At 63.2% G+C, this 25745-nt stretch carries 24 protein-coding genes; 14 read left to right on the forward strand and 10 right to left on the reverse strand.

What is annotated here, in order from left to right; translation table 11 throughout:
* Positions 1 to 171: 171 nt before the first annotated feature.
* Positions 172 to 2019 carry a thiamine pyrophosphate-requiring protein gene (locus tag PQR54_RS16185; RefSeq protein ID WP_408247326.1) on the forward strand — a complete coding sequence of 616 codons (1848 nt, stop codon included), beginning with the start codon at positions 172 to 174 and terminating at the stop codon, positions 2017 to 2019.
* Between the two features lie 79 nt (positions 2020 to 2098).
* On the opposite strand, the gene PQR54_RS16190 is transcribed toward PQR54_RS16185, so the two are convergent.
* From PQR54_RS16190 to PQR54_RS16215, 6 genes are all read right to left on the reverse strand, one after another.
* On the reverse strand, positions 2099 to 3400 hold the full coding sequence (locus tag PQR54_RS16190) for a cytochrome c (RefSeq protein WP_408248051.1): 1302 nt from the start codon (positions 3398 to 3400) through the stop codon (positions 2099 to 2101).
* A 98-nt stretch (positions 3401 to 3498) separates the two neighbouring features.
* Positions 3499 to 3930 (reverse strand): hypothetical protein, encoded by a 432-nt coding sequence (locus PQR54_RS16195; RefSeq protein ID WP_408247328.1) that lies wholly within the window; start codon positions 3928 to 3930, stop codon positions 3499 to 3501.
* A complete protein-coding gene (locus PQR54_RS16200) occupies positions 3927 to 4571 on the reverse strand; it encodes a cytochrome c oxidase subunit 3 (protein ID WP_408247330.1) in 645 nt (214 codons plus the stop codon). Before PQR54_RS16200 ends, PQR54_RS16195 begins: the two co-directional genes overlap by 4 nt.
* Before the next feature lies 1 nt (position 4572).
* Positions 4573 to 6609 carry a cytochrome c oxidase subunit I gene (gene ctaD, locus PQR54_RS16205; protein WP_408247333.1) on the reverse strand — a complete coding sequence of 679 codons (2037 nt, stop codon included), beginning with the start codon at positions 6607 to 6609 and terminating at the stop codon, positions 4573 to 4575.
* Positions 6610 to 6641: 32 nt separating this feature from the next.
* Entirely contained in the window at positions 6642 to 7682 is a 1041-nt protein-coding gene (gene coxB / locus PQR54_RS16210; RefSeq protein WP_408247334.1) for a cytochrome c oxidase subunit II, read from the reverse strand.
* 377 nt (positions 7683 to 8059) lie between these two features.
* Complete coding sequence (locus PQR54_RS16215) at positions 8060 to 8926, reverse strand: SDR family oxidoreductase (RefSeq protein ID WP_408247336.1); 867 nt, start codon at positions 8924 to 8926, stop codon at positions 8060 to 8062.
* Positions 8927 to 9217: 291 nt separating this feature from the next.
* Here PQR54_RS16215 and PQR54_RS16220 point away from each other — a divergent pair, with 291 nt between their 5' ends.
* From PQR54_RS16220 to PQR54_RS16240, 5 genes are all read left to right on the forward strand, one after another.
* Complete coding sequence (locus tag PQR54_RS16220) at positions 9218 to 9508, forward strand: co-chaperone GroES (RefSeq protein ID WP_007177123.1); 291 nt, start codon at positions 9218 to 9220, stop codon at positions 9506 to 9508.
* Positions 9509 to 9526: 18 nt separating this feature from the next.
* On the forward strand, positions 9527 to 11167 hold the full coding sequence (gene groL, locus PQR54_RS16225; protein ID WP_408247338.1) for a chaperonin GroEL: 1641 nt from the start codon (positions 9527 to 9529) through the stop codon (positions 11165 to 11167).
* A gap of 292 nt (positions 11168 to 11459) precedes the next feature.
* Positions 11460 to 12512, forward strand: coding sequence for an aliphatic sulfonate ABC transporter substrate-binding protein (locus PQR54_RS16230; protein ID WP_408247340.1), 1053 nt, complete (start codon positions 11460 to 11462; stop codon positions 12510 to 12512).
* A gap of 13 nt (positions 12513 to 12525) precedes the next feature.
* On the forward strand, positions 12526 to 13389 hold the full coding sequence (locus PQR54_RS16235) for an ABC transporter permease (RefSeq protein ID WP_408247343.1): 864 nt from the start codon (positions 12526 to 12528) through the stop codon (positions 13387 to 13389).
* A gap of 8 nt (positions 13390 to 13397) precedes the next feature.
* Positions 13398 to 14171, forward strand: coding sequence for an ABC transporter ATP-binding protein (locus PQR54_RS16240; protein WP_408247345.1), 774 nt, complete (start codon positions 13398 to 13400; stop codon positions 14169 to 14171).
* Between the two features lie 60 nt (positions 14172 to 14231).
* Here the strand turns inward: PQR54_RS16240 and PQR54_RS16245 are convergent, their stop codons facing one another.
* The 4 genes from PQR54_RS16245 to PQR54_RS16260 all read right to left on the reverse strand — a co-directional run bounded on the left by PQR54_RS16245 (position 14232) and on the right by PQR54_RS16260 (position 18141).
* Complete coding sequence (locus PQR54_RS16245) at positions 14232 to 14984, reverse strand: amino acid ABC transporter permease (protein ID WP_408247347.1); 753 nt, start codon at positions 14982 to 14984, stop codon at positions 14232 to 14234.
* A complete protein-coding gene (locus PQR54_RS16250) occupies positions 14981 to 15712 on the reverse strand; it encodes an amino acid ABC transporter permease (protein ID WP_408247349.1) in 732 nt (243 codons plus the stop codon). Before PQR54_RS16250 ends, PQR54_RS16245 begins: the two co-directional genes overlap by 4 nt.
* A 104-nt stretch (positions 15713 to 15816) precedes the next feature.
* Positions 15817 to 16635, reverse strand: a complete 819-nt coding sequence (locus PQR54_RS16255; RefSeq protein ID WP_408247351.1) for an ABC transporter substrate-binding protein — start codon at positions 16633 to 16635, stop codon at positions 15817 to 15819.
* Positions 16636 to 16818: 183 nt separating this feature from the next.
* Complete coding sequence (locus PQR54_RS16260) at positions 16819 to 18141, reverse strand: LLM class flavin-dependent oxidoreductase (RefSeq protein WP_408247353.1); 1323 nt, start codon at positions 18139 to 18141, stop codon at positions 16819 to 16821.
* 266 nt (positions 18142 to 18407) lie between these two features.
* On the opposite strand from PQR54_RS16260, the gene PQR54_RS16265 reads away from it, so the two are divergent.
* The 8 genes from PQR54_RS16265 (at position 18408) to PQR54_RS16300 (ending at position 25715) form a co-directional block, all read left to right on the forward strand.
* A complete protein-coding gene (locus PQR54_RS16265; protein WP_408247355.1) occupies positions 18408 to 19187 on the forward strand; it encodes a GntR family transcriptional regulator in 780 nt (259 codons plus the stop codon).
* Positions 19184 to 20917, forward strand: coding sequence for a fumarate reductase/succinate dehydrogenase flavoprotein subunit (locus PQR54_RS16270; RefSeq protein WP_408247358.1), 1734 nt, complete (start codon positions 19184 to 19186; stop codon positions 20915 to 20917). Before PQR54_RS16265 ends, PQR54_RS16270 begins: the two co-directional genes overlap by 4 nt.
* Positions 20918 to 20926: 9 nt before the next feature.
* The gene (locus PQR54_RS16275) at positions 20927 to 21172 is read left to right on the forward strand and encodes a 4Fe-4S dicluster domain-containing protein (RefSeq protein ID WP_134463961.1); all 246 of its coding nucleotides are present in this window, start codon (positions 20927 to 20929) and stop codon (positions 21170 to 21172) included.
* 65 nt (positions 21173 to 21237) lie between these two features.
* Positions 21238 to 22668 carry an ABC transporter substrate-binding protein gene (locus PQR54_RS16280; RefSeq protein WP_408247360.1) on the forward strand — a complete coding sequence of 477 codons (1431 nt, stop codon included), beginning with the start codon at positions 21238 to 21240 and terminating at the stop codon, positions 22666 to 22668.
* 56 nt (positions 22669 to 22724) lie between these two features.
* A complete protein-coding gene (locus tag PQR54_RS16285) occupies positions 22725 to 23579 on the forward strand; it encodes an ABC transporter permease (protein WP_408247362.1) in 855 nt (284 codons plus the stop codon).
* On the forward strand, positions 23576 to 24391 hold the full coding sequence (locus PQR54_RS16290; protein WP_408247364.1) for an ABC transporter ATP-binding protein: 816 nt from the start codon (positions 23576 to 23578) through the stop codon (positions 24389 to 24391). The genes PQR54_RS16285 and PQR54_RS16290 overlap by 4 nt, the downstream gene beginning before the upstream one ends.
* 38 nt (positions 24392 to 24429) lie before the next feature.
* Complete coding sequence (locus PQR54_RS16295; protein ID WP_408248054.1) at positions 24430 to 25440, forward strand: HEAT repeat domain-containing protein; 1011 nt, start codon at positions 24430 to 24432, stop codon at positions 25438 to 25440.
* Positions 25437 to 25715 carry a DUF971 domain-containing protein gene (locus PQR54_RS16300; RefSeq protein ID WP_408247366.1) on the forward strand — a complete coding sequence of 93 codons (279 nt, stop codon included), beginning with the start codon at positions 25437 to 25439 and terminating at the stop codon, positions 25713 to 25715. The genes PQR54_RS16295 and PQR54_RS16300 overlap by 4 nt, the downstream gene beginning before the upstream one ends.
* Positions 25716 to 25745: the final 30 nt, after the last annotated feature.

A 25745-nucleotide genomic window follows, 5' to 3' on the forward strand; every position in this document is an offset into this window, starting at 1 on the left:
AATAACCGGCGCACCGTGTCGCGCTCATCGCACACCACCCTTGACGATTACAGCCTGCAATACCGCGGAACGGGACTTGCGACAGGCGAAGCAGGCACACGACGAACGGCGCGATGGCACCGCTGCATCGCAGAGAACGTCGCCGCTTTAATCGTTTTCAAGGAGAGAGTGATGTCCGACACCGTCGGCGATTTCATCATCGAACGGCTCCATGCGTGGGGCGTTCGCCGCATCTACGGTTATCCGGGCGACGGCATCAACGGCGTCTTCGGGGCCCTCAACCGCGCCCAAACCGAAGCCCGCAAACATCGCAAAGACAAAGACGAAGACAAGGACGCACCGGCTCCGATCGAATTCATCCAGGTCCGTCACGAGGAAATGGCCGCTTTTATGGCCACGGCGCACGCCAAATTTACCGGCGAACTCGGTGTGTGCATCGCCACCTCGGGGCCCGGCGCCTCGCATCTGATTACCGGGCTGTACGACGCGCGGATGGATCACATGCCGGTCCTTGCCATCGCCGGCCAGCAAGCCCGCGCGGCCCTCGGCGGCCATTATCAGCAGGAACTCGACCTCGTCTCGATGTTCAAGGACGTCGCCGGCGCCTTCGTTCAACAGGCCAGCGTTCCCGCTCAGGTGCGCCATCTGGTCGACCGTGCCGTGCGCATTGCGCTCTCCGAGCGCAAGGTCACCGCGATTGTGCTGCCCAACGATCTGCAGGATCTGCCCTACGAAGCCCCCGGCCGCAAGCACGGCACGCTGCATTCGGGCGTGGGCTATCGCGCGCCGCGTCTCATGCCCTATCCCGACGATCTCCAGCAAGCCGCAGACGTCCTCAACGCCGGCAAGAAAATCGCGATCCTCGTCGGCGCCGGCGCTCTGCATGCCACCGACGAAGTCATCGCCGTCGCCGAAAAACTCGGTGCGGGTGTGGCCAAGGCGCTGCTCGGCAAAGCCGCCCTGCCCGACGATCTGCCCTGGGTCACGGGTTCGATCGGCCTGCTCGGCACCAGGCCGAGCTACGACCTGATGACCGAATGCGACACGCTGCTGATGATCGGTTCGGGCTTTCCTTATGCGGAGTTTCTACCGAAAGAAGGCGCGGCCCGCGGCGTGCAGATCGACCTCAAGGCCGACATGCTGAGCCTGCGTTATCCAATGGAAGTGAACCTGGTCGGCGACAGTGTCGAAACCCTGCGCGCGTTGCTGCCGCTGCTCGAAGAAAAGCCGGACCGCGCTTGGCGCAAGAAGATCGAAGGCTGGACCGCGGACTGGTGGAAGACACTCGAGAAGCGCGCGCATCAGCCCGGCAAGGATGCGGTCAATCCGCAGCGCACGGTGTGGGAGATGTCCAAACGGATCCCGGCCAACACCATCGTCACGAGCGATTCCGGATCGTGCGCGAACTGGTTCGCCCGCGACCTGAAGGTACAGCGCGGCATGATGTGTTCGCTGTCCGGCGGACTCGCATCGATGGGCGCGGCCGTGCCGTACGCGATCGCCGCGAAGTTCGCCTACCCCGAACGGCCCGTGATCGCGCTAGTCGGCGACGGCGCAATGCAGATGAACAACATGGCGGAACTGATCACGGTTTCGAAGTACTGGAAAAACTGGGCCGATCCGCGCTGGATCTGCATGGTACTGAACAACGGCGATCTCAACCAGGTCACGTGGGAGCAGCGTGTGATGGAGGGCGATCCCAAGTTCGAGGCATCGCAGGATATTCCCTCGGTGCCCTATCACAAGTTTGCTGAATTGATCGGCCTGAAAGGCATCTACGTCGACGACGCCGAGCAGATGGGCGCGGCGTGGGACGAAGCACTCGCCGCGAATTGCCCGGTGGTCATCGAAGTCAAGGCCGATCCGAATATCGCGCCCTTGCCGCCGCATATCACGCTGGCGCAAGCCAAGGCGTTCGCGTCGACGCTGATAAAGGGCGACCCGAACCAGGGCAACGTGATCGTCGAGACGGCCAAACAGGTGCTCGGCGCAGTGCTGCCCGGCCATCACGACAAATAGAGCACGCGTCATGACTCGGCCGGCCGCGCGCGTGGGCGCATTCCGGCCGACGCCGCCGAACGCATACCTTCCACGGCCGTTACTTGTGCAACGCTTGCCGCACTGCCGACACGTCATGGGTCGTGACCGGCTCGGCCGCATTGCCCCACGTGTTGCGGATGAAGGTCAGAACGTGCGCGAGTTCGCTATCCGTCAGTTTGTCCGCGAAGGCCGGCATCTTGCGCGGCTCAGGTCCGCCGACGGTGCTCGGACTGCCCCCGCCCTCCACGAGCAGACGCACCAACGAGGTCGTTTGTGGAGCGAGCACGGCCGGATTGCCCGCAAGGCGCGGATATTTTTGCGGTACGCCCGCGCCGTCCGACTGATGGCAGCGCGCGCAATACGTTGCGTAGATGCCCGCGCCCGGCCGCTCGAGCTCACCCGTCTTCAGCGCCTGCACGCTTTGCAGCGCGCCCCGCGAACCTGCATTGAAGTGCCCGCTCTGAGCGCGCGGCGGCAGGCTCTTCAGATAAGCAGCGATAGCCGCAAGGTCGGCATCGTCGAGATACTGCGTGCTGTCCTCCACCACTTGAACCATGCTGCCGAACGCGACCAGGCCGCCGCCGTGGCCGTGCTTCAGGAAAGCGGCGATATCCTCCGCGGAGCTTCGGCCCAAACCCGAACCGGCGTCGCCCGTGAGGTTCGGTGCGAACCAGTGGTCGTTGGTGCCGCCGGTCAGATACAGCGGACTCGCCTCGGTGTAGCCGCGTTCCTCATAAGCCGGCCCGCGTGGCGTGTGGCACGCGCCACAGTGACCTAACGATTGCACGAGATACGCGCCGCGATTCCATTGCGCGTCGCGCCCTGCTTCCGGCTTGAAACGCTCGCCTGGCGCGAACGCCCAGTCCCAGAACATGAGCGCCCAGCGCTGGTTGAATGGGAACGGCAATCGGGTTGGCGGCGCGGGCGTGGCCACCGGTTGCACGCCATGCATGAAATATGCGTAGAGTGCGTGCATGTCGTCATCGTCGATCTTCGCGAACGATAGGTACGGCATCGCCGGGTAAAGCCGCTTGCCGCCTCGCGCAACGCCGTCGCGCAATGCACGCGCGAAGTCGTCATAGCTGTAGAGGCCAATGCCTGCCCGCGGGTCCGGCGTGATGTTCGACGAATTGATCGTGCCGAACGGCGAGGCCATGCCGAGACCGCCGGCGAACGGGGTCGCCGGAATCGGCGCCGTGCCGGGCCGCACGACGCGTGGCGCGGCCGTATGGCAGCCTGCGCAGTCGGCGGCCTTCGCGAGATAGGCGCCGCGCGCGATCTGCGCGGCATCGGCCGACGTCGCGCTGCCGGATGCGGAGCCTGCTGCTGTGTAGCTGGAAGCAAGCGCGCCGAGGATCATGGCGAGCATCGCAGCGGCAACGCGTGGGCCGTGCCGAAGCCATCGCCCACGAGGGCCTTCGCGGCATGGTGAAACAAACGGATGAGGCGCGCGCATCGTCACCACCACTTGCACGGCGACACGAGCGCCAGTGCGATATCGGTTGCAATCAACGCGAACAGAAACAACGCACTGCACATCACGGCGATGCGTGTCAGGAAAGCGTCGAGTCCGCTGCGTCTCTGGCCTATGCCGGCCGAGGCGCCCTCTTTCGCCACTTCGAGGCGACGAACGTTTCGCCAGGCCGTCAGCGCGCCAAACGCGCCGGCCGCGAGACATAGCGCGCTGATGACGACGAGCGCCGGCCTCATCCACGGAAGTGCCGGCGACGCCAGCGGCTGATCGAGTGGATAACAACTCCGCGCGGCCAGCGTCTCAGCGATGATCATCTGTGCGAGCCATGCACACGGCGCGACAACGAGGCCGATCAGCACATGTCGCATGGACACCGCCGACGCAGCTGACGATTCGACGCTCAGTGGCGGCTTCATGTTGCCGGCCATGACAGATTCCGAAACAGGTAAGGCGTCAGATACAGCGTGCTGAAAATGAACAACCACACGACGTCGACGAAATGCCAGTACAGGCCGCCGATGGTCAGCGCCGCGCAGCGTTTCTCGTCGAAATAGCCCAGCGCGGTCCACAACAGCAAAAACAGCAACACGACGATCCCGACCAAGACGTGCGCCATATGGAACCCCGTGATGGTGAAATACAGCGAGCCATACAGATGCGTGGTCAGCCCGTACGGATGATCGTGCCATTCGAGCAGCTGAATGCCCACGAATACGATGCCGAGCAGGACGCCCAGCGCCATCGAGGCCACGGCCCACCTCAAGCGCCTGCGCCTCACGCAGCGCTCGCACAACCATACGAACACGCTGCTCGACAGCAGAATCACCGTGTTCGCGATCCCGAGGCCGAGCTTCGGCAGGCCTTCAGGCGGCCAGCGCTGCGTGCTCTGCGAGGCCAGATAGAGATACGAAAAGATCAGATATCCGAACAACGCACCTTCCGTTGCGATCAGCGTGAGGCAGCCCCACCAGCCGCCCGAGCGTTCGCCCGCGCTGCCGATCGGCAAAGGCTCGGCCGGTTGGGCGGGCGTCTGGCTCAGATCGGCGGCGTCGCTCATGTCAACCTCCTCCAGCGTCATGAACAGTGGCCGGTTCGCGCTGGATCAAAGCACGTTCGGGCCACAGCCAGACGATGATCGACACCGCGCATCCCGCCAGCATCGCGCCGGCAAAGGTCCACGCGCTCATCGCGAGTCCCGCGAACACCAACGGCGCGAACACCGCAAGCCAGAACGGCGCGTACGAATCGCCCGGCATCTTCAGGATCACATCGGGATTCGCTTCGAGAGCGGTCGTACCCAGCGCCTCGCGGCCTTGCGCGAGCAGATAGCCCTCATGCAGTTGCGAGCGCGTGTGAAGCGTGACGCCTGGCTCCTCGATGCGGCCTTCCCATAGCGGATGACGGCTTGCCAGCGTCGGCACCACCGCGAAGTTGTACGGCGGTGGCGGCGAACTCACCGACCATTCGAGCGTGGGCGCGTCCCAGGGATTGTCGCCGGCCGGTCTGCCGCGCTTCAGGCTGACCAGCAGATCGATCATGAAAATCAACACGCCCGCCGCGAACAGAAACGACCCCAGCGACGTAACGAGATTCACCGTATTCCAGCCCATGTCGGCGGGATACGTATAGATGCGTCGCGGCATGCCCAGCAGACCCGCGATATGCATCGGAAAGAAGGCAATATTGAAGCCGGCGAACAGCACCCAGAAACCGAACTTGCCGAGCCGTTCGTTCATCATCCTGCCGGTGAATTTCGGAAACCAGAAATAGATGCCGCCGATCACCGGAAACACGTTGATGCCAAGCAGCACGTAGTGCAGATGCGCGACCACGAAGTACGTGTCGGTGAGCTGCCAGTCGAATGGAACGGCAGCGGTCATCACGCCGGATACGCCGCCCACCACGAACAGAAACACGAAGCCCGCGAAAAACAGGAACGGCACGCGAAACACGGGCCGGCCGGTCCAGATCGTCGCGATCCACGCGAAGGTGGCGACCGCGCTGGGAATCGCGATCACCATGCTGGCCGCGCCAAAAAACGACAGCGCGAGCGCCGGAATCCCGGTCGCGAACATATGGTGAATCCACACGACGAAACCGATCACCATCGTCGCGACCGTCGAGAGCGCGACGGGCCCATAGCCGACCAGCGGACGCCGGCAAAATACCGGCAACGCATCGGAGACGATGCCCATGGCCGGCAGCACGACCGCATAGACCCATGGGTGCGCGAAGATCCAGAACAGGTGTTGCCAGAGCAGCGGACGTCCGCCGTTCAGCACGTCGAAGAAGTGTGTGCCGATGCGCCGGTCTAGCCACAACAGAAAGAACGCCAGGCTCACCGAAGGCACCGCCAGCAGATTGCCGCCCGACGCCGTGAGCGTGCCCCACACCAGCACCGGCATGCGGTCCAGCGACATGCCGGGCGCGCGCATCCGCAGCAGCGTGACCACGAAGTTCATCGAGCCGACCGTGGTCGAGATGCCGAGCAGCACCATGCCGAGCGCGTAGACATCGATATTCGGACCGGTGCTGTACTCGAGCCCGGAGAGCGGCGCGTAGTTGAACCAGCCGGCATCCGGCGCCTGCCCCGTCGGAAAACTCGCATACAGAAAGATGCCGGCAAACAGAAACACCCAGTATGAGAGCGCATTCAGACGCGGAAACGCCATATCGCGGGAACCGAGCACCAGTGGCCATAAATAGTTGGAGAAGCCGGACAGCACCGGCAATGCGTACAGGAAAATCATCGTCACGCCGTGCATCGTGAAGAGCTGGTTGTATTGCTCGGGCGTGAGAACCGTCGCGTTGGGCCGCGCCAGTTGGATGCGCATGATGAGCGCTTCGATGCCGCCCATCAGCAGGAAAACGAACGCGGTCACCAGATAGCGCAGACCGATGGTCTTGTGATCGACCGTCGAGAGCCAGCCGCGCCAACCCGGCGGCGCTTCCCAGATCTCGCGCAGACGCTTTTCTTCGGCACTGCCGGGCGCGACGCGGCCGTATTGCGGCGTGCGCGTGAGTGGCATTGCCGCAGCGTGTACCGCGGCTTGCCGTGCATCTGGTGTCGAATCTGGCCTCGCGTGGTCGGACATTGAAAGACGCTCCCTGATTGCCGGCTAAGTTTTCAATGCAGCGTGGCCAGATAGGCCGACAGCGCGGCGGCATCGCCGGTACTCAGCGCGATGCTGGGCATCAGCGACTCGGGTTTGATCGACTGAGCGTGCTGAATCCAGTCGAGCAAATGATCCGGCGTATTGGTCAGCGCGCCCGCCGCGATCAGGCGACGCGAGTTCAGATGCGTGAGATCGGGCGCTTGCAGACCGTCCGCATCCGTGCCGCGAATCGTGTGGCAGCCGGCGCAGCGCTCGGCGAACAGATGGCGGCCCGTGGCGACACTGCTGTCAGTCGCGGATACCGCCGTTCGTCCCTGCGCGTCGCGCCACGCGTTGAAATCGGCAGGACTCTGCGCGAGCACTTCAAAAGCCATGTGCGCGTGCTGTGCGCCGCAGAACTGCGAGCATTGCCCGCGATAGATGCCTGCCCGATCGGCCTGGATCCATTGCTCGTTGGTCTGGCCGGGGATCGTCTGCGTTTTGCCCGCGAGTTGCGGCACCCAGAAAGCGTGCACGACGTCCGCGCTTTTCAACGCTATCTTCACAGGCTCGCCGACGGGAATGTGGATTTCGTTGGCGGTGCTGAAGTTGCGCGCCGGATTGAGATCGTCGGCGTAGTCGACTTTCCACCACCAGTCGTACGCGGTCACGGTAATGCTCAACTGAGGATGCGTGGCAGGCGTTGCAACCGACTCCAGTGTGATGAGGATATAGACCAGCATCGCGAGCAAGGCCACCGACGACACGCCCGTGCCGATGTAAATCCAGCGCATGCCGCCGGTTTCGGCATTGAGCGAGTCGCCTCGCGCCGTAGGACGCTTGCGAACGATCGCGGCGATCAGCAATCCTGCAATCACGACAGTCACGGTGACCGAAATACCCGCCATCGCCCAGCCTAAGTGCATGGTCGGTGCGGCGGCCGGTCCCGCGGCGTGGAGGAAATAGTTGAGCGGCGCGATGGGACTGGCTTGAGCCCTCGTGGCCGACAAAGTCAAAGCGACGCAAGGGATGCCGACAAGAGCGCGCTGGGCAACAGCTGTCGTCGATCGCATCCATGTCTCCTGATGGCCCTCGCCGACGGACCCGAAATCGAAATGCCGCGCATAGAACGCTGCGCTGTAGTAAGGAAGGAGTAGCAAATATCAGACCGCGCCGCGATGTCGCCAGCGTCCTCCACTGGCGATGCGTAGCGTTCATGGACTTCTCTCGGTGTGCTGTCAACCATTTGCAAGGAACACCCCTTGCGGTCAGGTTGATACGCGCTCGAAAGCTCCCTTGCTTGCTGTCTCGTGCAAATCAACCGATCGAAGCCAGTGGCGTCTGAAGCTAGCGCTCGCGGAGGTGTCCGCTCCGGCAATTTCTGAGCAGCGCATGGGCACACGCCCTGCGTCGTGGCGCGGACCGTGACCCGCGCCACGGTTTCACCGGCTTAGATAATCGGCGCTCCGCCCGTCACCGCGATCGTCGCACCCGAGATATAGCTGGCTTCGTCGGAGGCCAGCATCACATAGGCGGCGGCCAGTTCGGCGGGCTGACCGGGGCGTTTCATCGGTACCTGCTCACCGAATTTCTCGACTTTCCCGGGCGGCATGGTCGATGGAATCAACGGTGTCCAGATCGGCCCCGGCGCGACGCAGTTCGCCCGTATGCCCTTCTCCGCCAGCAATTGCGCAAGGCCGCCAGTGAAATTCTGAATCGCGCCTTTGGTGGTCGCGTAGGCGATCAACCCCGGATTCGGATGATCCGCATTGATCGACGACGTATTCACGATCGACGCACCCGGTTTCATATACTTCACCGCCGCCCGCGTGATCCTGAACATCGCGCCGATGTTGGTATCGAAGGTCTTGTCCCACTCTTCGTCGCTGATGTCTTCGAGCGACGGGTAGCTCATCTGATAGGCCGCATTGTTGACCAGCACGTCGAGCCGGCCGAACGCCTCGACCGCTCGCTCGACGATCTCCTTGCAATGCGCCGGGTTCGTGATGTCGCCCCGCAGCAATAATGCCTTGCGGCCGGCGTCCTCAACCCAGCGCGCGGTTTCGCGCGCATCGTCGTCTTCGTTGAGGTAGGCAATCAGCACGTCGGCGCCCTCGCGTGCGAATGCAATGGCGACCGCGCGGCCAATTCCGCTGTCGCCGCCGGTAATGATGGCGGCCTTGCCGGCGAGACGTCCGGAGCCCTTATACGACTTCTCGCCGTGATCCGGTTGCGGTTTCATGGGCGCGGTTTGCCCGGGCGTCTGGTCCTGCTGCTGATACGGAAACGGTGGCGTGGGACGTTGCGTGTCGGTCATGACAATCTCCAAAGCGCGAATGGACAAGCGCGGCGCGCTAAAAGCACGCGGCGGCTTGCCTGGACGCAGCAACGTTCGGGCCCGCGCGCGTCGACGTGCATCGTTCTATCGAGGCGTCGTCAGGCATGTGCGCTGCCCGATCAAAACAGGTGCATGGCGCGAGCCAAATGCCAAACGCTCATAACCTTCGATGAATCGCTTATTGGAGCGTCGCGCGCCATCTTTCTATACTCGATTCCGGTCAGCACTCACCACCGACGAGTGCCAGAATTCAAACGCGGAAATCGAACCATGAGCCTACGCCCTTTGCATGACCGCTTGATCGTCAAGCGTCTCGACCAGGAAACCAAAACCGCTTCGGGCATCGTGATTCCCGAAAGCGCCGCCGAAAAACCCGATCAGGGCGAAGTGATCGCCATCGGTCCGGGCAAGCGCGATAGCGACGGCAAGCGTATCGAACCCGATCTGAAAGTCGGCGAACGCGTGCTGTTCGGCAAATATGCGGGACAGTCGGTCAAAGTCGACGGCAACGAACTGCTCGTGTTGCGCGAGGAAGATGTCGTCGCAGTCGTCACTCAATAACGAACGGAGCGTCAAAACATGGCAGCAAAAGAAATTATTTTCAGCGACGTCGCCCGCTCGAAGCTGGTTGAAGGCGTGAACATTCTCGCCAACGCGGTCAAGGTCACGCTGGGTCCGAAGGGCCGCAATGTCGTGCTGGAGCGCAGCTTCGGTTCGCCGGTCGTCACCAAAGACGGCGTCTCGGTCGCCAAGGAAATCGAATTGCCGGACCGCGTGCAGAACATCGGCGCGCAACTCGTGAAGGAAGTCGCCTCGCGCACCAGCGACGCCGCCGGCGACGGCACCACCACCGCGACGGTGCTCGCGCAGGCCATCGTCCGCGAAGGACAGAAGTATGTGGCGGCGGGGCTCAATCCGCTGGACCTGAAGCGCGGCATCGACAAGGCCGTGATCGCGGCGATCGACGAGCTGAAGAAGATCAGCAAACCGACCACCACCAGCAAGGAAATCGCCCAGGTCGCGACGATTTCGGCCAACGGCGAAGAGTCGATCGGGCAGCGTATTGCCGAAGCGATCGACCGCGTCGGCAAGGAAGGCGTGATCACCGTGGAAGACGGCAAGTCGCTCGACGATGAACTCGACGTCGTCGAAGGCCTGCAATTCGATCGTGGCTACCTGTCGCCGTATTTCATCAACGATCAGGACAAGCAGGTGGCCGTGCTCGACAACCCGTTCGTGCTGCTGCACGACAAGAAGGTGTCGAACATTCGTGATCTGCTGCCGATCCTGGAACAGGTCGCCAAAGCCGGCCGCCCGCTTCTGATCATCGCCGAAGACGTGGAAGGCGAAGCGCTCGCCACGCTGGTGGTCAACAACATTCGCGGCATTCTGAAGACGGTCGCGGTCAAGGCGCCGGGCTTCGGCGATCGCCGCAAGGCGCTGCTCGAAGACATCGCGATTCTGACCGGCGGCCAGGTGATCGCCGAAGAAACGGGACTGTCGCTCGAAAAAGCGACGCTCGCCGAACTCGGTCAGGCCAAGCGGATCGAGGTCGGCAAGGAAAACACCACCGTGATCGACGGCGCGGGCGACAGCAAGAACATCGAAGCGCGCGTGAAGCAGATCCGCACGCAGATCGAGGAAGCGAGCTCGGACTACGACCGCGAGAAACTGCAGGAACGGGTCGCGAAACTGGCGGGCGGCGTGGCGGTCATCAAGGTGGGCGGCGCGACCGAGATCGAGGTCAAGGAAAAGAAGGACCGTGTCGACGACGCGCTGCATGCAACGCGCGCCGCTGTCGAGGAAGGCATCGTGCCGGGCGGCGGCGTCGCGCTGATTCGCGTGAAGCAGGCCATCAGCGGACTCAAGGGCGTGAATGCCGATCAGGACGCGGGCATCAAGATCGTGCTGCGCGCGCTCGAAGAACCGCTGCGTCAGATCGTGACGAATGCCGGCGAAGAAGCCAGCGTGGTGGTCGCGAAAGTGGCTGAAGGCACGGGCAATTTCGGCTACAACGCGCAGACGGGTGAGTACGGCGATCTGGTGGAATCGGGCGTGCTCGATCCGACCAAGGTGACGCGCACGGCGCTGCAAAACGCGGCATCGGTTGCGGGTCTGCTGCTGACCACCGACGCCACCGTGCACGAAGCACCGAAGGATACGCCGGCTGCGGGCCAGCCCGGCGGTCCGGGCGCCGGTGGGCCGGGACTCGATTTCTAAGTACCCGTACCGTCTGCCGCAAGACATCGCGCGGCTGCATTCCGCGCGGTTAAGCGCAACGAACACGGGCCGGCATTCGCCTTATCGCGAACCGGCCCGTGCCTGTTCCGCTCTCCTCCGCTCTCCTCCGCTTTCCCGGCGCCACGTTGCAACACTGCAGCGCGCCGTCATCAAACGTCATCGCCGCCATAGCGTGCGATGTGCTTTGGTTGTGAGCTTTTATTAGTTCGTTTGCCACCGCGACCTGGGTACATTCAAAGGTCATAACGGAACAACGCAAAAAGGACCAGCCATGCCATTTCTCCGGGGCGCAGCACCGCTATCGTTCATTCAGACATCGCGACGCGCGTCGGCTGCCGTGCGCAATCTCCTGCTGGCCGCGGCCGTCGCAGCTTCAGCTTTGGCAAGCGTCGCGCCGGGCGCTGCACAGGCCGCTCCGCCAGCCGAACTGAAGCTCGACTATGCGTACTATTCGCCGGAAAGCCTCGTCATCAAGCGTAACGGCTGGCTTGAACAGGAGCTGGCGGCGGACCACACGCAAGTGAAATGGGTGTTGAGTCTCGGCAGCAACCGTGCGCTCGAATACCTGAATAGCGGCGCGATCGATATCGGCTCGACGGCCGGTCTCGCCGCCGTGCTCGGCAAGGCCAACGGCAATCCGATTCGCGCCGTCTATGTTTTCTCGCGTCCCGAATGGACCGCGCTCGTCGTGCGCAAGGATTCGCCGATCCGGACGCTCGCCGATCTGAAGGGCAAAAAGATCGCCGCCACCAAAGGCACCGATCCTTTTCTATTTACGCTGCGCGCGCTGCACACCGCCGGACTCTCCCGCGACGACGTCGAGATCGTGAATCTGCAACATCCCGATGGACGTGTCGCGCTCGCCAACGCTCAGGTGGATGCGTGGGCCGGTCTCGATCCGCACATGGCCGCCGCGCAGATCGACGACGGCGCACGCCTGCTCTACCGCAACGTCGACTTCAATACGTGGGGCCTGCTCGACGCGCGCGAAGATTTCATCAGCGCGCATCCCGATACGCTGGCGCACGTCCTGAAGGTTTACGAAAAGGCGCGCGTGTGGATCGCGGCCCATCCTGAAGAGACCGCGAAAATCATCGCCGAGGAATCGAAAGTGTCGCTGCCGGTGGCGAAACTGCAGTTGAGCCGCAACGACTTCAGCCAGCCGCAACCGGGTGCAAAACAGCTCGCCGCGCTCAAGGCGGCCGCACCGATCCTGACGCAGGAGCAACTGGTCAAACCGGACACGAATCTGAATCAGGTCATCGATGCGTTGATCGACGCCAAGCCCGCGCAGCCCATCATCGCCGCCGACGCCGGCAAGTAAGCGCTCTCACACCATGGCCACCGACGATTCATTGTCGCTCGACGATTCCGCTTCGCCCGCTCGGCGGCATCGCGAAGCGCCGCCACGCCGCGATCCGCTGAAGACGTGGCGCGTGGCGGGAATTGCGCTGCCGCTGGTTTTCCTGCTGCTTGTCGAAGGGCTGGTCCGTCTGTCGGTATTGCCCGCGCATCTCGTGCCGGCGCCCAGCACGATTGCACAAACCCTCTGGGACATGGGCGGCGCGCGCCTTGGCCGGCATATCGGCGCGAGTTGCCTGCGCGTTTTCGCGGGCTTCGGAATCGGCTCCGCGCTCGCGCTGCTGGTCGGCGCGGCGATGGGATTGAGCCGGCGCATCGATGCGCTGCTCGATCCGGCCTGTCAGGCGTTGCGCGCGATTCCGTCGCTTGCGTGGGTGCCGATCCTGCTGCTGTGGATGGGCATCGACGAAGCGCCGAAAATCACCCTCATCGCGATCGGTGCCTTTTTTCCAGTGCAATTGAGTGTCGTCGCGGGGATTCGCGATGTCGACCGCAAGCTGATCGAACTCGGTGAGGTCAATCGGCTCAATCAACGCGCGCTGTTCACTCGCATTCTTTTGCCCGCATCGCTGCCGCAAATCTTTACCGGCTTGCGCACCGGACTCAGTCTTGCGTGGATGTTCATGGTGGCGGCGGAATTGATCGCAGCGACTCGCGGCCTCGGCTATCTGCTTAGCGACGGACGCGAAACGGGACGCCCCGACATTGTGTTCGGCGCGATCCTGTTGCTCGCGTTGCTCGGCAAGTTGAGCGACGGCGTGCTCAAGTCGATCGAGACGCATGCGCTGTCGTGGCGCGACTCCGCTGCCGAACGCCAACCTTCTCGAAGAATTGTTTAGCATCGCCCATGTCGACAGTTTCCGTTTCTCTTTCTCGCCCTCTTCTCGACGTCCGCGCCGTCAGCAAACACTACGACGGACGCGCGGTGCTCGACCGCGTGCGCTTCGAAATCGGGCGCGGCGAGATCGTCAGTCTCGTCGGACCTAGCGGCTGTGGAAAGAGCACGCTGTTGCGTGCGATCGCGGGTCTCGACCGTGACTTCGACGGTGAGATACGGCTGGACGGCGTACCGCAACATGGCCCGTCGGCGCGACTGGGCGTGATCTTCCAGGAGCCGCGTCTTCTGCCCTGGCTTTCAGTCGCGGACAATGTCGCATTCGCGGCGGGGCCGCGACGTGGCGGCGATCCGCGCGTCGCCGAACTGCTCGGCGAAGTCGGCCTCGCCAATGTACGAGACGCGTTGCCCAAGCAGTTATCCGGCGGCATGGCGCAGCGCGTCGCGCTGGTGCGCGGGCTTTTCTCCAGCCCCGACCTGTTATTGCTGGACGAGCCGTTCAGCGCCGTCGATGCGATGACCCGCATGCGTCTGCAGGACCTGCTGCTGACGCTCACACGCTCGCACGGCACTGCGGCGCTGCTCGTCACGCACGACCTCGACGAAGCGCTCTATCTGTCGGACCGCGTGCTGCTGCTTGCGCCACCGCATGGCACAGGCGCGGGGCGCGTCGTGCGCGACATCGCCATCGACGCGCCGAGGCCGCGCGACCGGCGTGATCTGTCGCTGGCGGAAATGCGAGCGGAGTTGCTCGACGGATTGAACGGGACCGTCGGGCAGCATTAAAAGCCGCGTGCGCAAGTGGGGCATATCGACTGACCGCGAGCGACGCGCAAACTCATCGCGTCATGGCATCGCCACGCCATGTTCTTTACCACGCGCCGCGCCGGTTGCCGTTTCCGTATCGACATCCGTGGCGCGAGCCGGCCGTGCACGCAGCAACACGCGAGACGCAAACCATTGCAGCGCGGAGCACAAAACCAGATACACGATCCCGACGAACACGAAAATCTGCGCGGGGTAAATCATCAGGCGGCTGTTGACCTGATTGGCGAGAAAGGTAAATTCCGGCACCCCGACGATATACGCAAGCGAGGTGTCTTTGATGAGCGACACCCACTGATTCACGAACGACGGCATCATCACGCGTACCGCCTGCGGCAACACCACGTGACGCAGCGCCTGCCAGCGCGTGAGCCCGAGCGACAGCGCCGCGTTCTGCTGGCCCGCTCCGATCGAGACGATGCCCGCATGCACCGAATGCGACAGATACGCGCCACCGATCAACGACAGCGCGCACACCACCGCCACCAGACCCGGTACGTCGACGTGCAGCAGAATCGGCATCAGGAAGAAGGTCCAGAAAATCAGCATCAGCACCGGAATCGCCCGGAAAAACGCGACGATTCCGAGCAGGAGCAGATGCGTGGCGCCGCGCGTCATCGAGAGCGCCACGCCGCCCGCCAAACCGGCCGCGGCGGACAGCAACGCCGACACCACCGACAGCAGCACAGTCAACGCCGCACCGCCCAGCGGCCCATTGGGGAACGCACCGAGCAGCAGATAACGCAGCGTCGGCAGCCATTCGAGCGCGCTCATGCATGCCCCCTTTGCAACGCACGCACACCTGTGCGCTGCCAGATCAGTAACGCCGTTTCGATCAATGCGATGGTGACGACATACAGCACGGTTGCCGTGCCGAAGGCCTGAAATGTCCGGAAGCTCTCCGTGTCGACCTGGCGCGACATATACGACAGTTCGGCCACGCCGATCGCCATCGCCAGCGACGAGTTCTTTACGACATTCATGTATTGCCCCGCGAGCGGCGGTGTGGCGATACGCACGGCTTGCGGCAAGATCACGTGCCGCAACGTGGCATAACGCGTCATGCCCAATGCCGCGCCCGCCTGGTATTGCGCAATGCCCACACCGCGGATGCCGGCACGAAACTCTTCGGCGATAAAAGCGGTGCTGTAGCAGGTCAAGCCGAGCCAACCGGCGAACAGTTCGAAGCTCGGCCAGCGCAAAACAAGCGGCCCGGCGCTCAATGTATGCGGCGCGTTCAGCCACGTCATCCAGTGCTCGGGCAGCAGCGTCGCGGCGCCGAAGTACCAGAACAGCAACTGCACCAGCAGCGGCGAATTACGGAACACCAGCACATAGAGCCGCGCCGCCGAGGCGATCGCGCGATGTTGGGCGATATGGGCCATCGCCAGACCGAAACCGAGCAGTGTCGCGCATACGCTCGCACACGCCGACAGGATCAAGGTGATGACAAAGCCATGCGCGAGCCAGCCCAGATAGCGGGGCTCCAGCCAGAGAGTCATGAAATGCATTCGGAAAAGCTCGGTGCTGTATCAACAAGACGGCCCGGCCACTCTTTTCGAGTCATGGCCGGGCCGTATTCAGGCGGCTGAAAAATAAAGGGACGTCAGCTCTTTTGCGGGTCGCCGATCTTGAACAGGCGCGGCAGCGGCGCGGCGCTCGTTGGGCCGAACCAGGTGTCGTAGATCTTGCCGGCCGTGCCTTTGGCCTCGAGATCCTTCAACGTGTCATTCACCACATTCAGCAGTCGCGTCTCGCCCTTCGGCACACCCACGCCTTCGTAGTCGTTGGAGATCGTAAACGGCGGGATCTCGTAGTTCGCCTTGTCCGGCACTTTCGCCAGCAACGCGACGAGCTTCGGCCCGTCCTGCGTGATCGCCTGCACGTTGCCCGTGCGCAGCGCGGCGAATGCGAACGGCGTGTCGTCGTAAGCGACGATCGTGGCGCCCGGGAATTGCGCACGCACCTGCTGCTCGTTGGTCGTGCCTTTGTCCGCGCCGATCCGCAAACTGTTCAACTGCTGCGGCGAGGTGAGCGCGCCTTTCTTCGCGATGAACTGCGTGCCGGACGCGAAATACGGGGTGCTGAAATCCACCTCTTTCTTGCGATCGTCGGTAATCGTGAAGTTGGCGAACACCAGATCCACCTTGCCCGACTTCAGGAAGGCGATGCGGTTGGCCGGATTGGTCGGCTGGATCTCGAGCTTGACGCCGAGGCGGGTCGCGAGCGCGCGCGCATAGTCGATGTCGAGCCCGACGATCTGGTTGTTCTTCGGATCGACGAAGCCGAACGGCGGATTGCTGTCGAACGCGGCAACGCGCAGCACGCCCGCTTTCTTGATGTCGTCGACGCGGTCCGCGTGCGCGGCGGTGGACATGACGAGCAGACTTCCGGCAATCACTGCCCCAAGCACTCTGAAATTCATAGCGGTGGTTTCCTGTTGTTCTTGATGGTCCGCGCAAGACGTCGATCGACGTTGCTCCTGAGCGTGAGTCGCCCACTCTACCAACGCTGCCGGACAGAACAAACGAAGCAAATTTCAGGTGCTAAGCGGCGGCTGTCATATCGCCCGGTTCTGGAACGGGCGCGTTCACCGGAACGACTGAATTCAGGCAGGAAAAAAACGATTCTCAGGCCGCGGCAAGCCGAGATTCTCGCGCAGCGTCACACCTTCGTATTCGCGCCGGAACAGCCCTCGCTTCTGCAACTCCGGAATGACTTTATCGACGAAGTCATCGAGACCGGCGGGAAGATGCGAGAACATCACGTTGAATCCGTCCGAGCCCTCCTCCACCAGCCACTGCTCCATCTGATCCGCGATCGTCGCCGGCGTGCCGACCATCTCCAGTCCCGAATAGCCGCCAATGCGCTGCGCGAGTTGACGGATCGTCAGTCCATCGCGCTGCGCCCATTCGACCACTCTTTGCCGCGAGGTACGGCTCGCATTGGTCTCGGGGATTTCCGGCAGCGGGCCGTCAGGATCCAGGCCAGACACGTCGTGCCCCAATGCAATCGACAATGAAGCAAGCCCGCTCTCGTAGTGCACGAACGTGTCGAGGCGCGCGCGCGTTTCGCGCGCCTCGTCGAGCGTATCGCCCACCACGACGAAGGCAGCCGGCAGAATCTTCATATGGTCGCGTTGCCGGCCGAGTTTCTCCATACGGCCTTTTACGTCGGCGTAGAAGCGCTTGCCGTCCTCGAGCCGGCTCTGTGCGGTGAAGACCACCTCGGCGGTTTCGGCCGCGATTTGCCGCCCCGCTTCGGATGAACCCGCCTGCACGATGACGGGCCAGCCCTGAACGGGGCGTGCGATATTCAACGGCCCGCGCACCGAGAAGTTCTCGCTTTTGTAGTTCAGCACATGCAGTTTTTGCGGATCGAAATAGGTGCCGCTTGCCGTATCGCGGATAAAGGCGTCGTCGGCCCAACTATCCCAGAGTCCGGTGACCACATCGAAGAACTCGCGGGCGCGCCGGTAGCGTTCGTCGTGCTCGACATGCTCGTCGAGACCGAAATTGAGCGCGGCGTCCGGGTTCGACGTCGTCACGAGATTCCATCCCGCGCGGCCGCCGCTGATGTGGTCGAGCGAGGCGAAACGCCGGGCGACGTGATACGGCGCGTCGAACGTGGTGGACGCCGTGGCGACCAGCCCTAGTCTTTCCGTCACCGCCGCCAGCGCGGGCAACAAGGTCAGCGGTTCGAACGACGTGACCGTGTGGCTATGCTTGAGCGCATCCAGCGGCATATTGAGCACCGCGAGATGGTCGGCCATGAAGAACGCGTCGAAGCGGCCGCGTTCGAGCGTCTGCGCGAAAAGCTTCAGATGCCCGAAATTGAAGTTGGCGTCCGGATAGGCGCCGGGATAGCGCCATGCACCGGTGTGGATCGTGGTGGGACGCATGAAGGCGCCGAGGCGAAGCTGACGTGACATGTGCCGCTCTCCATCGCGAATAGGGTCGCGCCAGTTTAATCGCGCTTCGCCGCGGCTGCTTGCGGCCGCTCCGCTCTATAAAGTCCGCGCGCAGCGGACACGGCGCGACCCGCCAGCCGCGTTCGCGCGCGATTTTCGCCAGTGTTGCCGATCCCAAATGCGTCCCTGAAGAAATACAAAGCACAAAATCTTCGTTCGCCCGGCGGGACTCCGTCACTAGACTGTGACTCAACTTGTCATAACAAGTACAGACAACCCCACGAACCATGACGAAATCCGACCCCGCCAACGTGCTGCCGCTCGCCGCCCCTCCGCTCTACGAGCAGATCAAGACGGAACTGCGCGCGCGCATTCTGAATGGCACGTATGCGGCCCATTCGCAGATGCCGTCCGAAAACGACCTGTGCGCGATGTTCGACGTCAGCCGCATCACCGTGCGGCAAGCGCTCGGCGATCTGCAGAAGGAAGGCCTCGTTTTCAAGCTGCACGGCAAAGGCACCTTCGTTTCCAAGCCGAAGGCCTTCCAGAACGTCAGCGCACTGCAAGGCTTCGCTGAAGCGATGTCGTCGATGGGCTATGAGATCGTCAATCAGCTCAAGCACATCCGCTTCATTCCAGCGACCGCTCAGATCGCGCAACGTCTGCAGTTGCCCGAGGGCGCGAAAGTGGCCGAAATACACCGGGTGCGACTGCTTAATCGCGAACCGGTGTCGCTTGAAATCACGTGGGTGCCGGAAGCGCTCGGCAAACGCCTCGCCAATGCGGACCTCGTCACGCGCGATATTTTTCTGATTCTGGAGAACGACTGCGCCGTGCCGCTCGGCCACGCCGACGTCTCGATCGACGCGATTCTCGCCGACGAAGACATCGTCGAAGCCTTGAACGTGGAGGAAGGCAGCCCGGTGCTGCGGATCGAACGTCTCACGCACAGCGCGGACGGTACGCCGATCGACTACGAATACCTCTATTTCCGCGGCGATGCGTTCCAGTACCGCTTTCGCATCGACCGTCAGAAAGAGAAGAAAAGCACAAGGAAGACGAAATGAACACACATGTGATCGAGTACGACCTGGTCGTCGTGGGCGGCGGCACGGCCGGCCCAATGGCTGCCGTCAAGGCCAAAGAGCAGAATCCGAACCTCAAGGTATTGCTGCTGGAAAAGGCCAACGTCAAGCGCAGCGGCGCGATTTCGATGGGCATGGACGGCCTGAACAACGCCATCATCCCGGGTCACGCAACGCCCGAGCAGTACACGCGCGAAATCACCATCGCGAACGACGGCATCGTCGATCAATCAGCCGTCTATGCGTACGCGCGGCACAGCTTCAAAACGATCGAAGAACTCGACCGCTGGGGCGTGAAGTTCGAAAAAGACGGCACCGGCGACTATGCCGTCAAGAAAGTGCATCACATGGGCTCCTATGTCCTGCCGATGCCGGAAGGCCACGACATCAAGAAAGTGCTGTACCGGCAGCTCAAACGCGCGCGCATTGCGATCACCAATCGGATCGTGATCACTCGCGTGCTGACCGATGCGCAAGGGCGCGCTTGCGGCGTGCTCGGTTTCGATTGCCGCACCGCCGATTTCTACGTGGTGCGCGCGAAGGCGGTGATTCTCTGCTGTGGCGCGGCGGGCCGACTCGGCTTGCCGTCTTCGGGCTATCTGATGGGCACTTACGAAAATCCCACCAACGCCGGCGACGGCTACGCGATGGCCTATCACGCGGGCGCCGCGCTGGCGAATCTCGAATGCTTCCAGATCAACCCGCTGATCAAGGATTACAACGGCCCGGCCTGCGCCTACGTGACGGGACCGCTCGGCGGTTTTACCGCGAACGGCAAGGGTGAACGCTTCATTGAATGCGATTACTGGAGCGGCCAGATGATGTGGGAGTTCTATCAGGAACTGCAGAGCGGCAATGGCCCGGTGTTTCTGAAGCTCGACCATCTCGCGGAAGAAACCATTCAGACCATCGAGCAGATTCTGCACACGAACGAGCGCCCGAGCCGCGGACGTTTTCATGCGGGACGCGGCACCGACTATCGCGAGCAGATGATCGAGATGCACATCTCGGAGATCGGTTTTTGCAGCGGGCACAGCGCATCCGGCGTGTATGTGAACGAGCGCGCGGAAACCACGGTTGCGGGTCTCTATGCCGCCGGCGACATGGCCGCCGTGCCGCACAACTACATGCTCGGCGCGTTTACCTACGGCTGGTTCGCGGGCCACAACGCCGCGCAATACGTCGAAGGCCGCGAGCATGCCGCGCTCGACGACGAGCAGATCGCAGCCGAACGCTCACGCATTTACGCGCCGCTGGAACGCGACACCGGACTCGCGCCGGCGCAAGTCGAATACAAGCTGCGCCGCATGGTGAACGACTATCTGCAACCGCCGAAGGTGACGCGCAAGATGGAAATCGGCCAGCAACGTTTCGCCGAAATCGCCGACGACATCGCGCGGATCAAGGCCCACAACCCGCACGAACTGATGCGCGCCGCCGAAGTGCGGGCGATTCGCGATTGCGCCGAAATGGCCGCGCACGCATCGCTGTATCGCACGGAGAGCCGCTGGGGCCTGTACCACCATCGGGTCGATTATCCGCAGCGCAACGACGCGGAGTGGTTCTGCCACACGCATCTCAGCAAAGACGCAACGGGCCGCATGCGCAGCGAAAAACGCGCCGTCGAACCGTACGTGGTGCCGCTCGACGCTCACGACAGTCACGCCTACCAGAACCTGCGCATCGCCGAGCCCGCGCTTGCCGACGCCTGAGGAACCACCATGCCGACCACACCACACGACATTTTTCAGCGCAGCGCCGCGCCCGTCACGATCGATGAGGACAAATGCATTGCCGACAAAGGCTGCACCGTCTGCGTGGATGTCTGCCCGCTCGATCTGCTCGCGATCGATTTGAGCAAGGGCAAGGCCTATATGAAATTCGACGAATGCTGGTACTGCATGCCGTGCGAAAAAGATTGCCCGACCGATGCGGTCAGGGTCGAGATTCCCTATCTGCTGCGTTAACGACGAAACATCGCGAAGAACCATCCACTTTGAAGCACGGCTCCTTATCAACCGGGGTTTAACTCATGAATATCCGCCATCTGCTTGCCACGACGCTCCTCGCGAGCGGCCTGCTGGCGCTCACCGCTGGCGCGGCGCGCGCCGAGACCATCCGCATTGCGATCGGCACTCAGGACACGACGATCAATTGCGCCACTGGCGGCCTGCTGATCCGCGAACTGAACCTGCTCGACAAGTATCTGCCGCACGACGGCAAGTACAAGGACGTCAAATACGACGTGCAATGGAAAGACTTCACGTCCGGCGCGCCGATCACCAACGAGATGGTGGCAGGCAAGCTCGACTTCGGATCAATGGCGGAGTTTCCCGGTTCATTGAACGGCGCGGCCTTTCAGAAGGCCGGCAAGAAGAGCGTGTTCATCACCGTGCTGTCGGGCAGCATCGACGGCAGCGGCAACGGCATTGTCGTGCCGGACGACTCGCCGATCCGCTCGCTCGCCGACCTGAAGGGCAAGACGATCTCCGTGCCGTTCGCTTCAGCGGCGCACGGCATGCTGCTGCGGGCCGTCAAGGCGCAAGGCTGGAATCCCGAGACCGACGTGAACATCATCACGCAGTCGCCGGAAGTGGCCGGCAGCGCGTTGAAGGCGCACAAGATCGACGCCCACGCCGACTTCGTGCCGTTCGCCGAACTGTTCCCGTTCCGCGGCTTTGCGCGCAAGATTTACGACGGCGCGCAGACGCATGCGCCGACTTTCCACGGCACGCTGGTCGACGCGGACTATGCGAAGCGCTATCCGGAAGTAGTGGTCGCGTATCTGCGCGCGGTGATCGAAGCCAATCAGTTGTTCGCGCAAGAGCCTGAGAAATACAGTCAGCTGATCCAGAAAGTCACCGGCATCGACGCCGAGGTCAATTATCTGTTTCACGGGCCGCTCGGTCTGCAAACGCGCGATCTGACGTGGAAACCCGAATACCGTCAGGCGACGGTCACAGCCATCAGCACGCTCAAGCTGCTGAAAAAGACCGACGTCGATCTGGATGTGAACAGCTTCATCGACGACCGCTACATCCGCGAAGCATTCAGGCAGTCCGGCCTGAACTACGATGCGGCGCTCAAGAACTACGCGAAGCAACCGCTCGTCGCCAACGACGCGCAAACCGGCAAGCGCATCACCGATCCGCGCGGCGTGACGCAGGTCTGGGTGGATGGCGAAGGCAAGGTGCGCGATTATGCGTCGGCGCAGGAGGCATTCGCCGCGGTCAACACGCTCGAACAAGGCGGCAAGAAAGTGCGCGTCGTCTATATCCAGGATCACGCGAGCGGACTGAAGCTGTTTGCCAGCCAGGCGTGGTACGTGAAAGACGCCAAGGGCAACCTCGCCGGTTTCCTGCTGAAAGACAACGCGGATAGCTACGCGAAGCAGGTGAACGGCAACGTCGTGGATTTCGCCGCCGCCAAAACCGACGCGACTCAGGCCGTCGCGGCGCGCTGACCGATAAGCGGCGCGCCCTGGCGTGCTTTGGCGCGCCTCACTCAGGAGAGTCCTCGATGTCAGCCATTCTTGAAGCCGCGGAAAACACGAGCCTCCGGCGCGGCGCAGTCAGTGCGCGTGTCTGGAGACCGGCCCGCCTGATCCGCGCGTTGACCAGGATCGTGGCCGTTCTGGCCTGTGTGGGCATCTGGCAAGTGCTCGCTGAACATCACGTGTCGTTCGGCATTGTGACTTTCGCCAATGTGCCCGCGCCGAGCGATGTCGTGCCGGCCGCCTGGGCCCTGCTCCACTCGCCGAAGCTGCCGATGCACCTGCTGTCGAGCCTCACGCGCGTGCTGGTGGGATTCGTCACGGCGAGCGTCGTGGGTATTGGACTCGGGCTCGCCATCGGCCGCTATCGCGCGTTCGAAGACACCTTGCTGCCGCCGCTCGAAGTGTTGCGGCCGATTCCCGCGGTCGCGTGGATCCCGCTCGCGATCCTGATGTTTCCTTCGTCGGAGATGAGCATGATGTTCATCACCTTCATCGGCGCACTCTTTCCGATCCTGCTCAACACGATTCACGGCGTGGAAGGCGTCGATCCGCGCCTCGTCGCGACCGCGCGTTCGCTAGGCACGCGCGGCGGCGCGCTGTTGGCCGAAGTGATCCTGCCGGGCGCCGCGCCCGCGATCGTCACGGGCCTGTCGATCGGCATGGGCACCGCGTGGTTCTGTCTGGTGAGCGCCGAGATGATCGCGGGTCAATACGGGATCGGCTATTTCACATGGGAGTCGTACACGTTGCAGAACTATGCGGACATTGTCGTCGGCATGCTGCTGATCGGCGCGTTGGGCATGGGCAGCAGCCTGCTGGTACGGCGCGCCGGCCTTGCGCTGATCCCGTGGTACCGGATGGAGGCGTCGCAGCGATGAGTACGCCGATCAGTACGCCGATGAGTACACAGGCGCAATCGAAACCGGCGGGCCGCATCGACGTGCGGGCGCTGAGCGTGGAAGTGGGCTTGCGCGAGCAGCGTTTCACCGCGCTCGATCAATTGGACTTCAGCGTCGAACCCGGCGAGTTTGTCTGCGTGCTGGGACCGTCGGGCTGCGGCAAATCCACCTTGCTGGCCGCGCTCGCCGGTCATGTGACGGCCAGCGCGGGCGAGATCGCTGTGGACGGCGAACGGGTGCTGCGCCCTCACCCGGAACGCGGTCTGGTGTTTCAGCAGCACACGCTGTTTCCGTGGAAGCGTGTGATCGACAACGTCGCGTTCGGCCTGAAAATGAAGGGTCTCGCCGCCGACGAGCGGCGCCGGCAAGCCAGCGATCTGCTCGATCTGGTCGGCCTGAGCGGATTCGGCGCGCGCTATCCGGCGCAGTTGTCGGGCGGCATGCAGCAGCGGGTGGAAATCGCACGCGCGCTGATCAACCGGCCGCGCGTGCTGCTGATGGACGAGCCGTTCGGCGCACTCGACGCGCAAACGCGCCGCATGATGCAAGCCTTGCTGCTCGATGTGTGGACCCAGGTTCCCACCACCGTGCTGTTCGTCACGCACGATATCGACGAAGCGCTGTTTCTCGCCGACCGCATTCTCGTACTGTCGCAGCGGCCCGCGCGCATCGTCGCCGATCTGCGCGTGACGTTGCCGCGTCCACGCGACGACGAGACCACCACCGAGGCGCAATTCGTCGACATCAAGCGCCGCTGCCTCGCGTTGCTCCGTGAAGCGGCGGCGGCATGACGGGTTTCATCAGTTCCACTCAAGACATCACCGAATTCATGACCGATATTTCGCTTCCGCTGACCTTCGACCCCGACTCTCTCGATCCGGAAGTCGCCGCGCTGCTGCCGCGTTTGACATCCACCGACGCCGCCGTGCGCCGTATCGCCCTGCTGGCGCTCGCGGACCTCGAGGACGAAACCGTGCTCGAACCGATCGTCGCCGCGTTGCGGCTGGACACGTCCGCGGAAGTACGCGCGCAGGCCGCCCAGGTGCTCGGCGCGTGGGAACGCGCCGACGCGGTGGCGGCGCTCTGCGAAGCGCTGGCGGATCCCGTCGAGGAAGTGCGCGAAGCGGCCGCACAGAGTCTGTCCAGTCTGAAGGATCCGCAATCGGGGCCGCTGCTTGCGGCATGGACCACGCATCAGGATCCGTTCGTGCGCCAGGCCGTGCTTCGCGGCTTACGCGAATTGCGCTATGCGGGCGCACTGGAACCGGCGCTGCACGCGCTGACGGCAAGCGAAGACCTCGTGCGGCTCGAAGCGGTGAGCGTGCTCGGCTGGCTGAAAAGCGAGCGCGCGCTCGGGCCCCTCACCAGCATCGCCGCGCAGGATCCGAACGCCGCCGTGCGGCGCGCGGCGATCGGCGCGTTGGGTATCGGCGCCGCGTCGACCGAAGACACCGTTGCCGCGTTGCTCGGCGCTTTACGCGATGCCGCGTGGCAGGTCCGTGAAGAAGCGGCGGCGACGCTGGGCAAACTGCGCGCGGCGGCCGCGCGCGATGCGTTGCTCGACGCGCTCCACGACGACTACTGGCAAGTCCGTCTGCAAGCGGTCCGCGCGTTGGGCAAACTGCGCGACGCGAGCACAAGTACAGGCACGAGCACGGCAGTCGCTTCGCTGTTGACGCATGCGATCAGCAATTTGCGCAAGGAAGCGGCCTTGTCGCTCGGCGAACTGGGCGACGCGGCGTCGCTGCCGGCCTTGCGGGCAGCGGCAACGGACCCCGATCCGGAAGTCCGTAAAGCGGCGCGCATCGCGTTGACGCAAATCGAAAGCACACAGCGATGAACGCCCCCGAACAGATCACGGTCCACGCCGCGAGCGGGCGATTGTCCCTCACATGGGATGACGGCCGCACGCAATCGATCGATAACGCGACGTTGCGCGAACGCTGCCCTTGTTCGACCTGCCGACGTCTGGCGCATTCCGGCGAGGCACGGCCCGAATCGCCCCATGTCGCGATCGTCGACATGCAGCCGATGGGCTACGGCATGCAGATCGTCTTCAGCGACGGGCACGCGCAGGGGATTTACCCGTGGGAATACCTGAAGCGAATCGATTGATAACCGGCGTCAGGGACGACGCTCATCTTC

The organism is Paraburkholderia phytofirmans (genome assembly GCF_046028095.1).
GTDB lineage: Bacteria > Pseudomonadota > Gammaproteobacteria > Burkholderiales > Burkholderiaceae > Paraburkholderia > Paraburkholderia phytofirmans_A.

Excerpts from the sequence above, each read along its gene's own strand:
- PQR54_RS16245 (WP_408247347.1), bottom strand. The coding sequence starts at position 14,984 with ATGAGCGCGCTCGAATGGCTGCCGACGCTGCGTTATCTGCTGCTCGGT.
- PQR54_RS16260 (WP_408247353.1), bottom strand. The coding sequence starts at position 18,141 with ATGTCACGTCAGCTTCGCCTCGGCGCCTTCATGCGTCCCACCACGATC.
- PQR54_RS16195 (WP_408247328.1), bottom strand. The coding sequence starts at position 3,930 with ATGAAGCCGCCACTGAGCGTCGAATCGTCAGCTGCGTCGGCGGTGTCC.
- PQR54_RS16250 (WP_408247349.1), bottom strand. The coding sequence starts at position 15,712 with ATGACTCTCTGGCTGGAGCCCCGCTATCTGGGCTGGCTCGCGCATGGC.
- ctaD (WP_408247333.1), bottom strand. The coding sequence starts at position 6,609 with ATGTCCGACCACGCGAGGCCAGATTCGACACCAGATGCACGGCAAGCC.
- PQR54_RS16270 (WP_408247358.1), top strand. The coding sequence starts at position 19,184 with ATGAACACACATGTGATCGAGTACGACCTGGTCGTCGTGGGCGGCGGC.
- PQR54_RS16255 (WP_408247351.1), bottom strand. The coding sequence starts at position 16,635 with ATGAATTTCAGAGTGCTTGGGGCAGTGATTGCCGGAAGTCTGCTCGTC.
- groL (WP_408247338.1), top strand. The coding sequence starts at position 9,527 with ATGGCAGCAAAAGAAATTATTTTCAGCGACGTCGCCCGCTCGAAGCTG.
- PQR54_RS16285 (WP_408247362.1), top strand. The coding sequence starts at position 22,725 with ATGTCAGCCATTCTTGAAGCCGCGGAAAACACGAGCCTCCGGCGCGGC.
- PQR54_RS16215 (WP_408247336.1), bottom strand. The coding sequence starts at position 8,926 with ATGACCGACACGCAACGTCCCACGCCACCGTTTCCGTATCAGCAGCAG.
- PQR54_RS16235 (WP_408247343.1), top strand. The coding sequence starts at position 12,526 with ATGGCCACCGACGATTCATTGTCGCTCGACGATTCCGCTTCGCCCGCT.
- PQR54_RS16220 (WP_007177123.1), top strand. The coding sequence starts at position 9,218 with ATGAGCCTACGCCCTTTGCATGACCGCTTGATCGTCAAGCGTCTCGAC.
- PQR54_RS16265 (WP_408247355.1), top strand. The coding sequence starts at position 18,408 with ATGACGAAATCCGACCCCGCCAACGTGCTGCCGCTCGCCGCCCCTCCG.
- PQR54_RS16280 (WP_408247360.1), top strand. The coding sequence starts at position 21,238 with ATGAATATCCGCCATCTGCTTGCCACGACGCTCCTCGCGAGCGGCCTG.
- PQR54_RS16300 (WP_408247366.1), top strand. The coding sequence starts at position 25,437 with ATGAACGCCCCCGAACAGATCACGGTCCACGCCGCGAGCGGGCGATTG.
- PQR54_RS16185 (WP_408247326.1), top strand. The coding sequence starts at position 172 with ATGTCCGACACCGTCGGCGATTTCATCATCGAACGGCTCCATGCGTGG.
- PQR54_RS16230 (WP_408247340.1), top strand. The coding sequence starts at position 11,460 with ATGCCATTTCTCCGGGGCGCAGCACCGCTATCGTTCATTCAGACATCG.
- PQR54_RS16240 (WP_408247345.1), top strand. The coding sequence starts at position 13,398 with ATGTCGACAGTTTCCGTTTCTCTTTCTCGCCCTCTTCTCGACGTCCGC.
- PQR54_RS16295 (WP_408248054.1), top strand. The coding sequence starts at position 24,430 with ATGACCGATATTTCGCTTCCGCTGACCTTCGACCCCGACTCTCTCGAT.
- PQR54_RS16275 (WP_134463961.1), top strand. The coding sequence starts at position 20,927 with ATGCCGACCACACCACACGACATTTTTCAGCGCAGCGCCGCGCCCGTC.
- PQR54_RS16190 (WP_408248051.1), bottom strand. The coding sequence starts at position 3,400 with ATGATCCTCGGCGCGCTTGCTTCCAGCTACACAGCAGCAGGCTCCGCA.
- PQR54_RS16200 (WP_408247330.1), bottom strand. The coding sequence starts at position 4,571 with ATGAGCGACGCCGCCGATCTGAGCCAGACGCCCGCCCAACCGGCCGAG.
- PQR54_RS16290 (WP_408247364.1), top strand. The coding sequence starts at position 23,576 with ATGAGTACGCCGATCAGTACGCCGATGAGTACACAGGCGCAATCGAAA.
- coxB (WP_408247334.1), bottom strand. The coding sequence starts at position 7,682 with ATGCGATCGACGACAGCTGTTGCCCAGCGCGCTCTTGTCGGCATCCCT.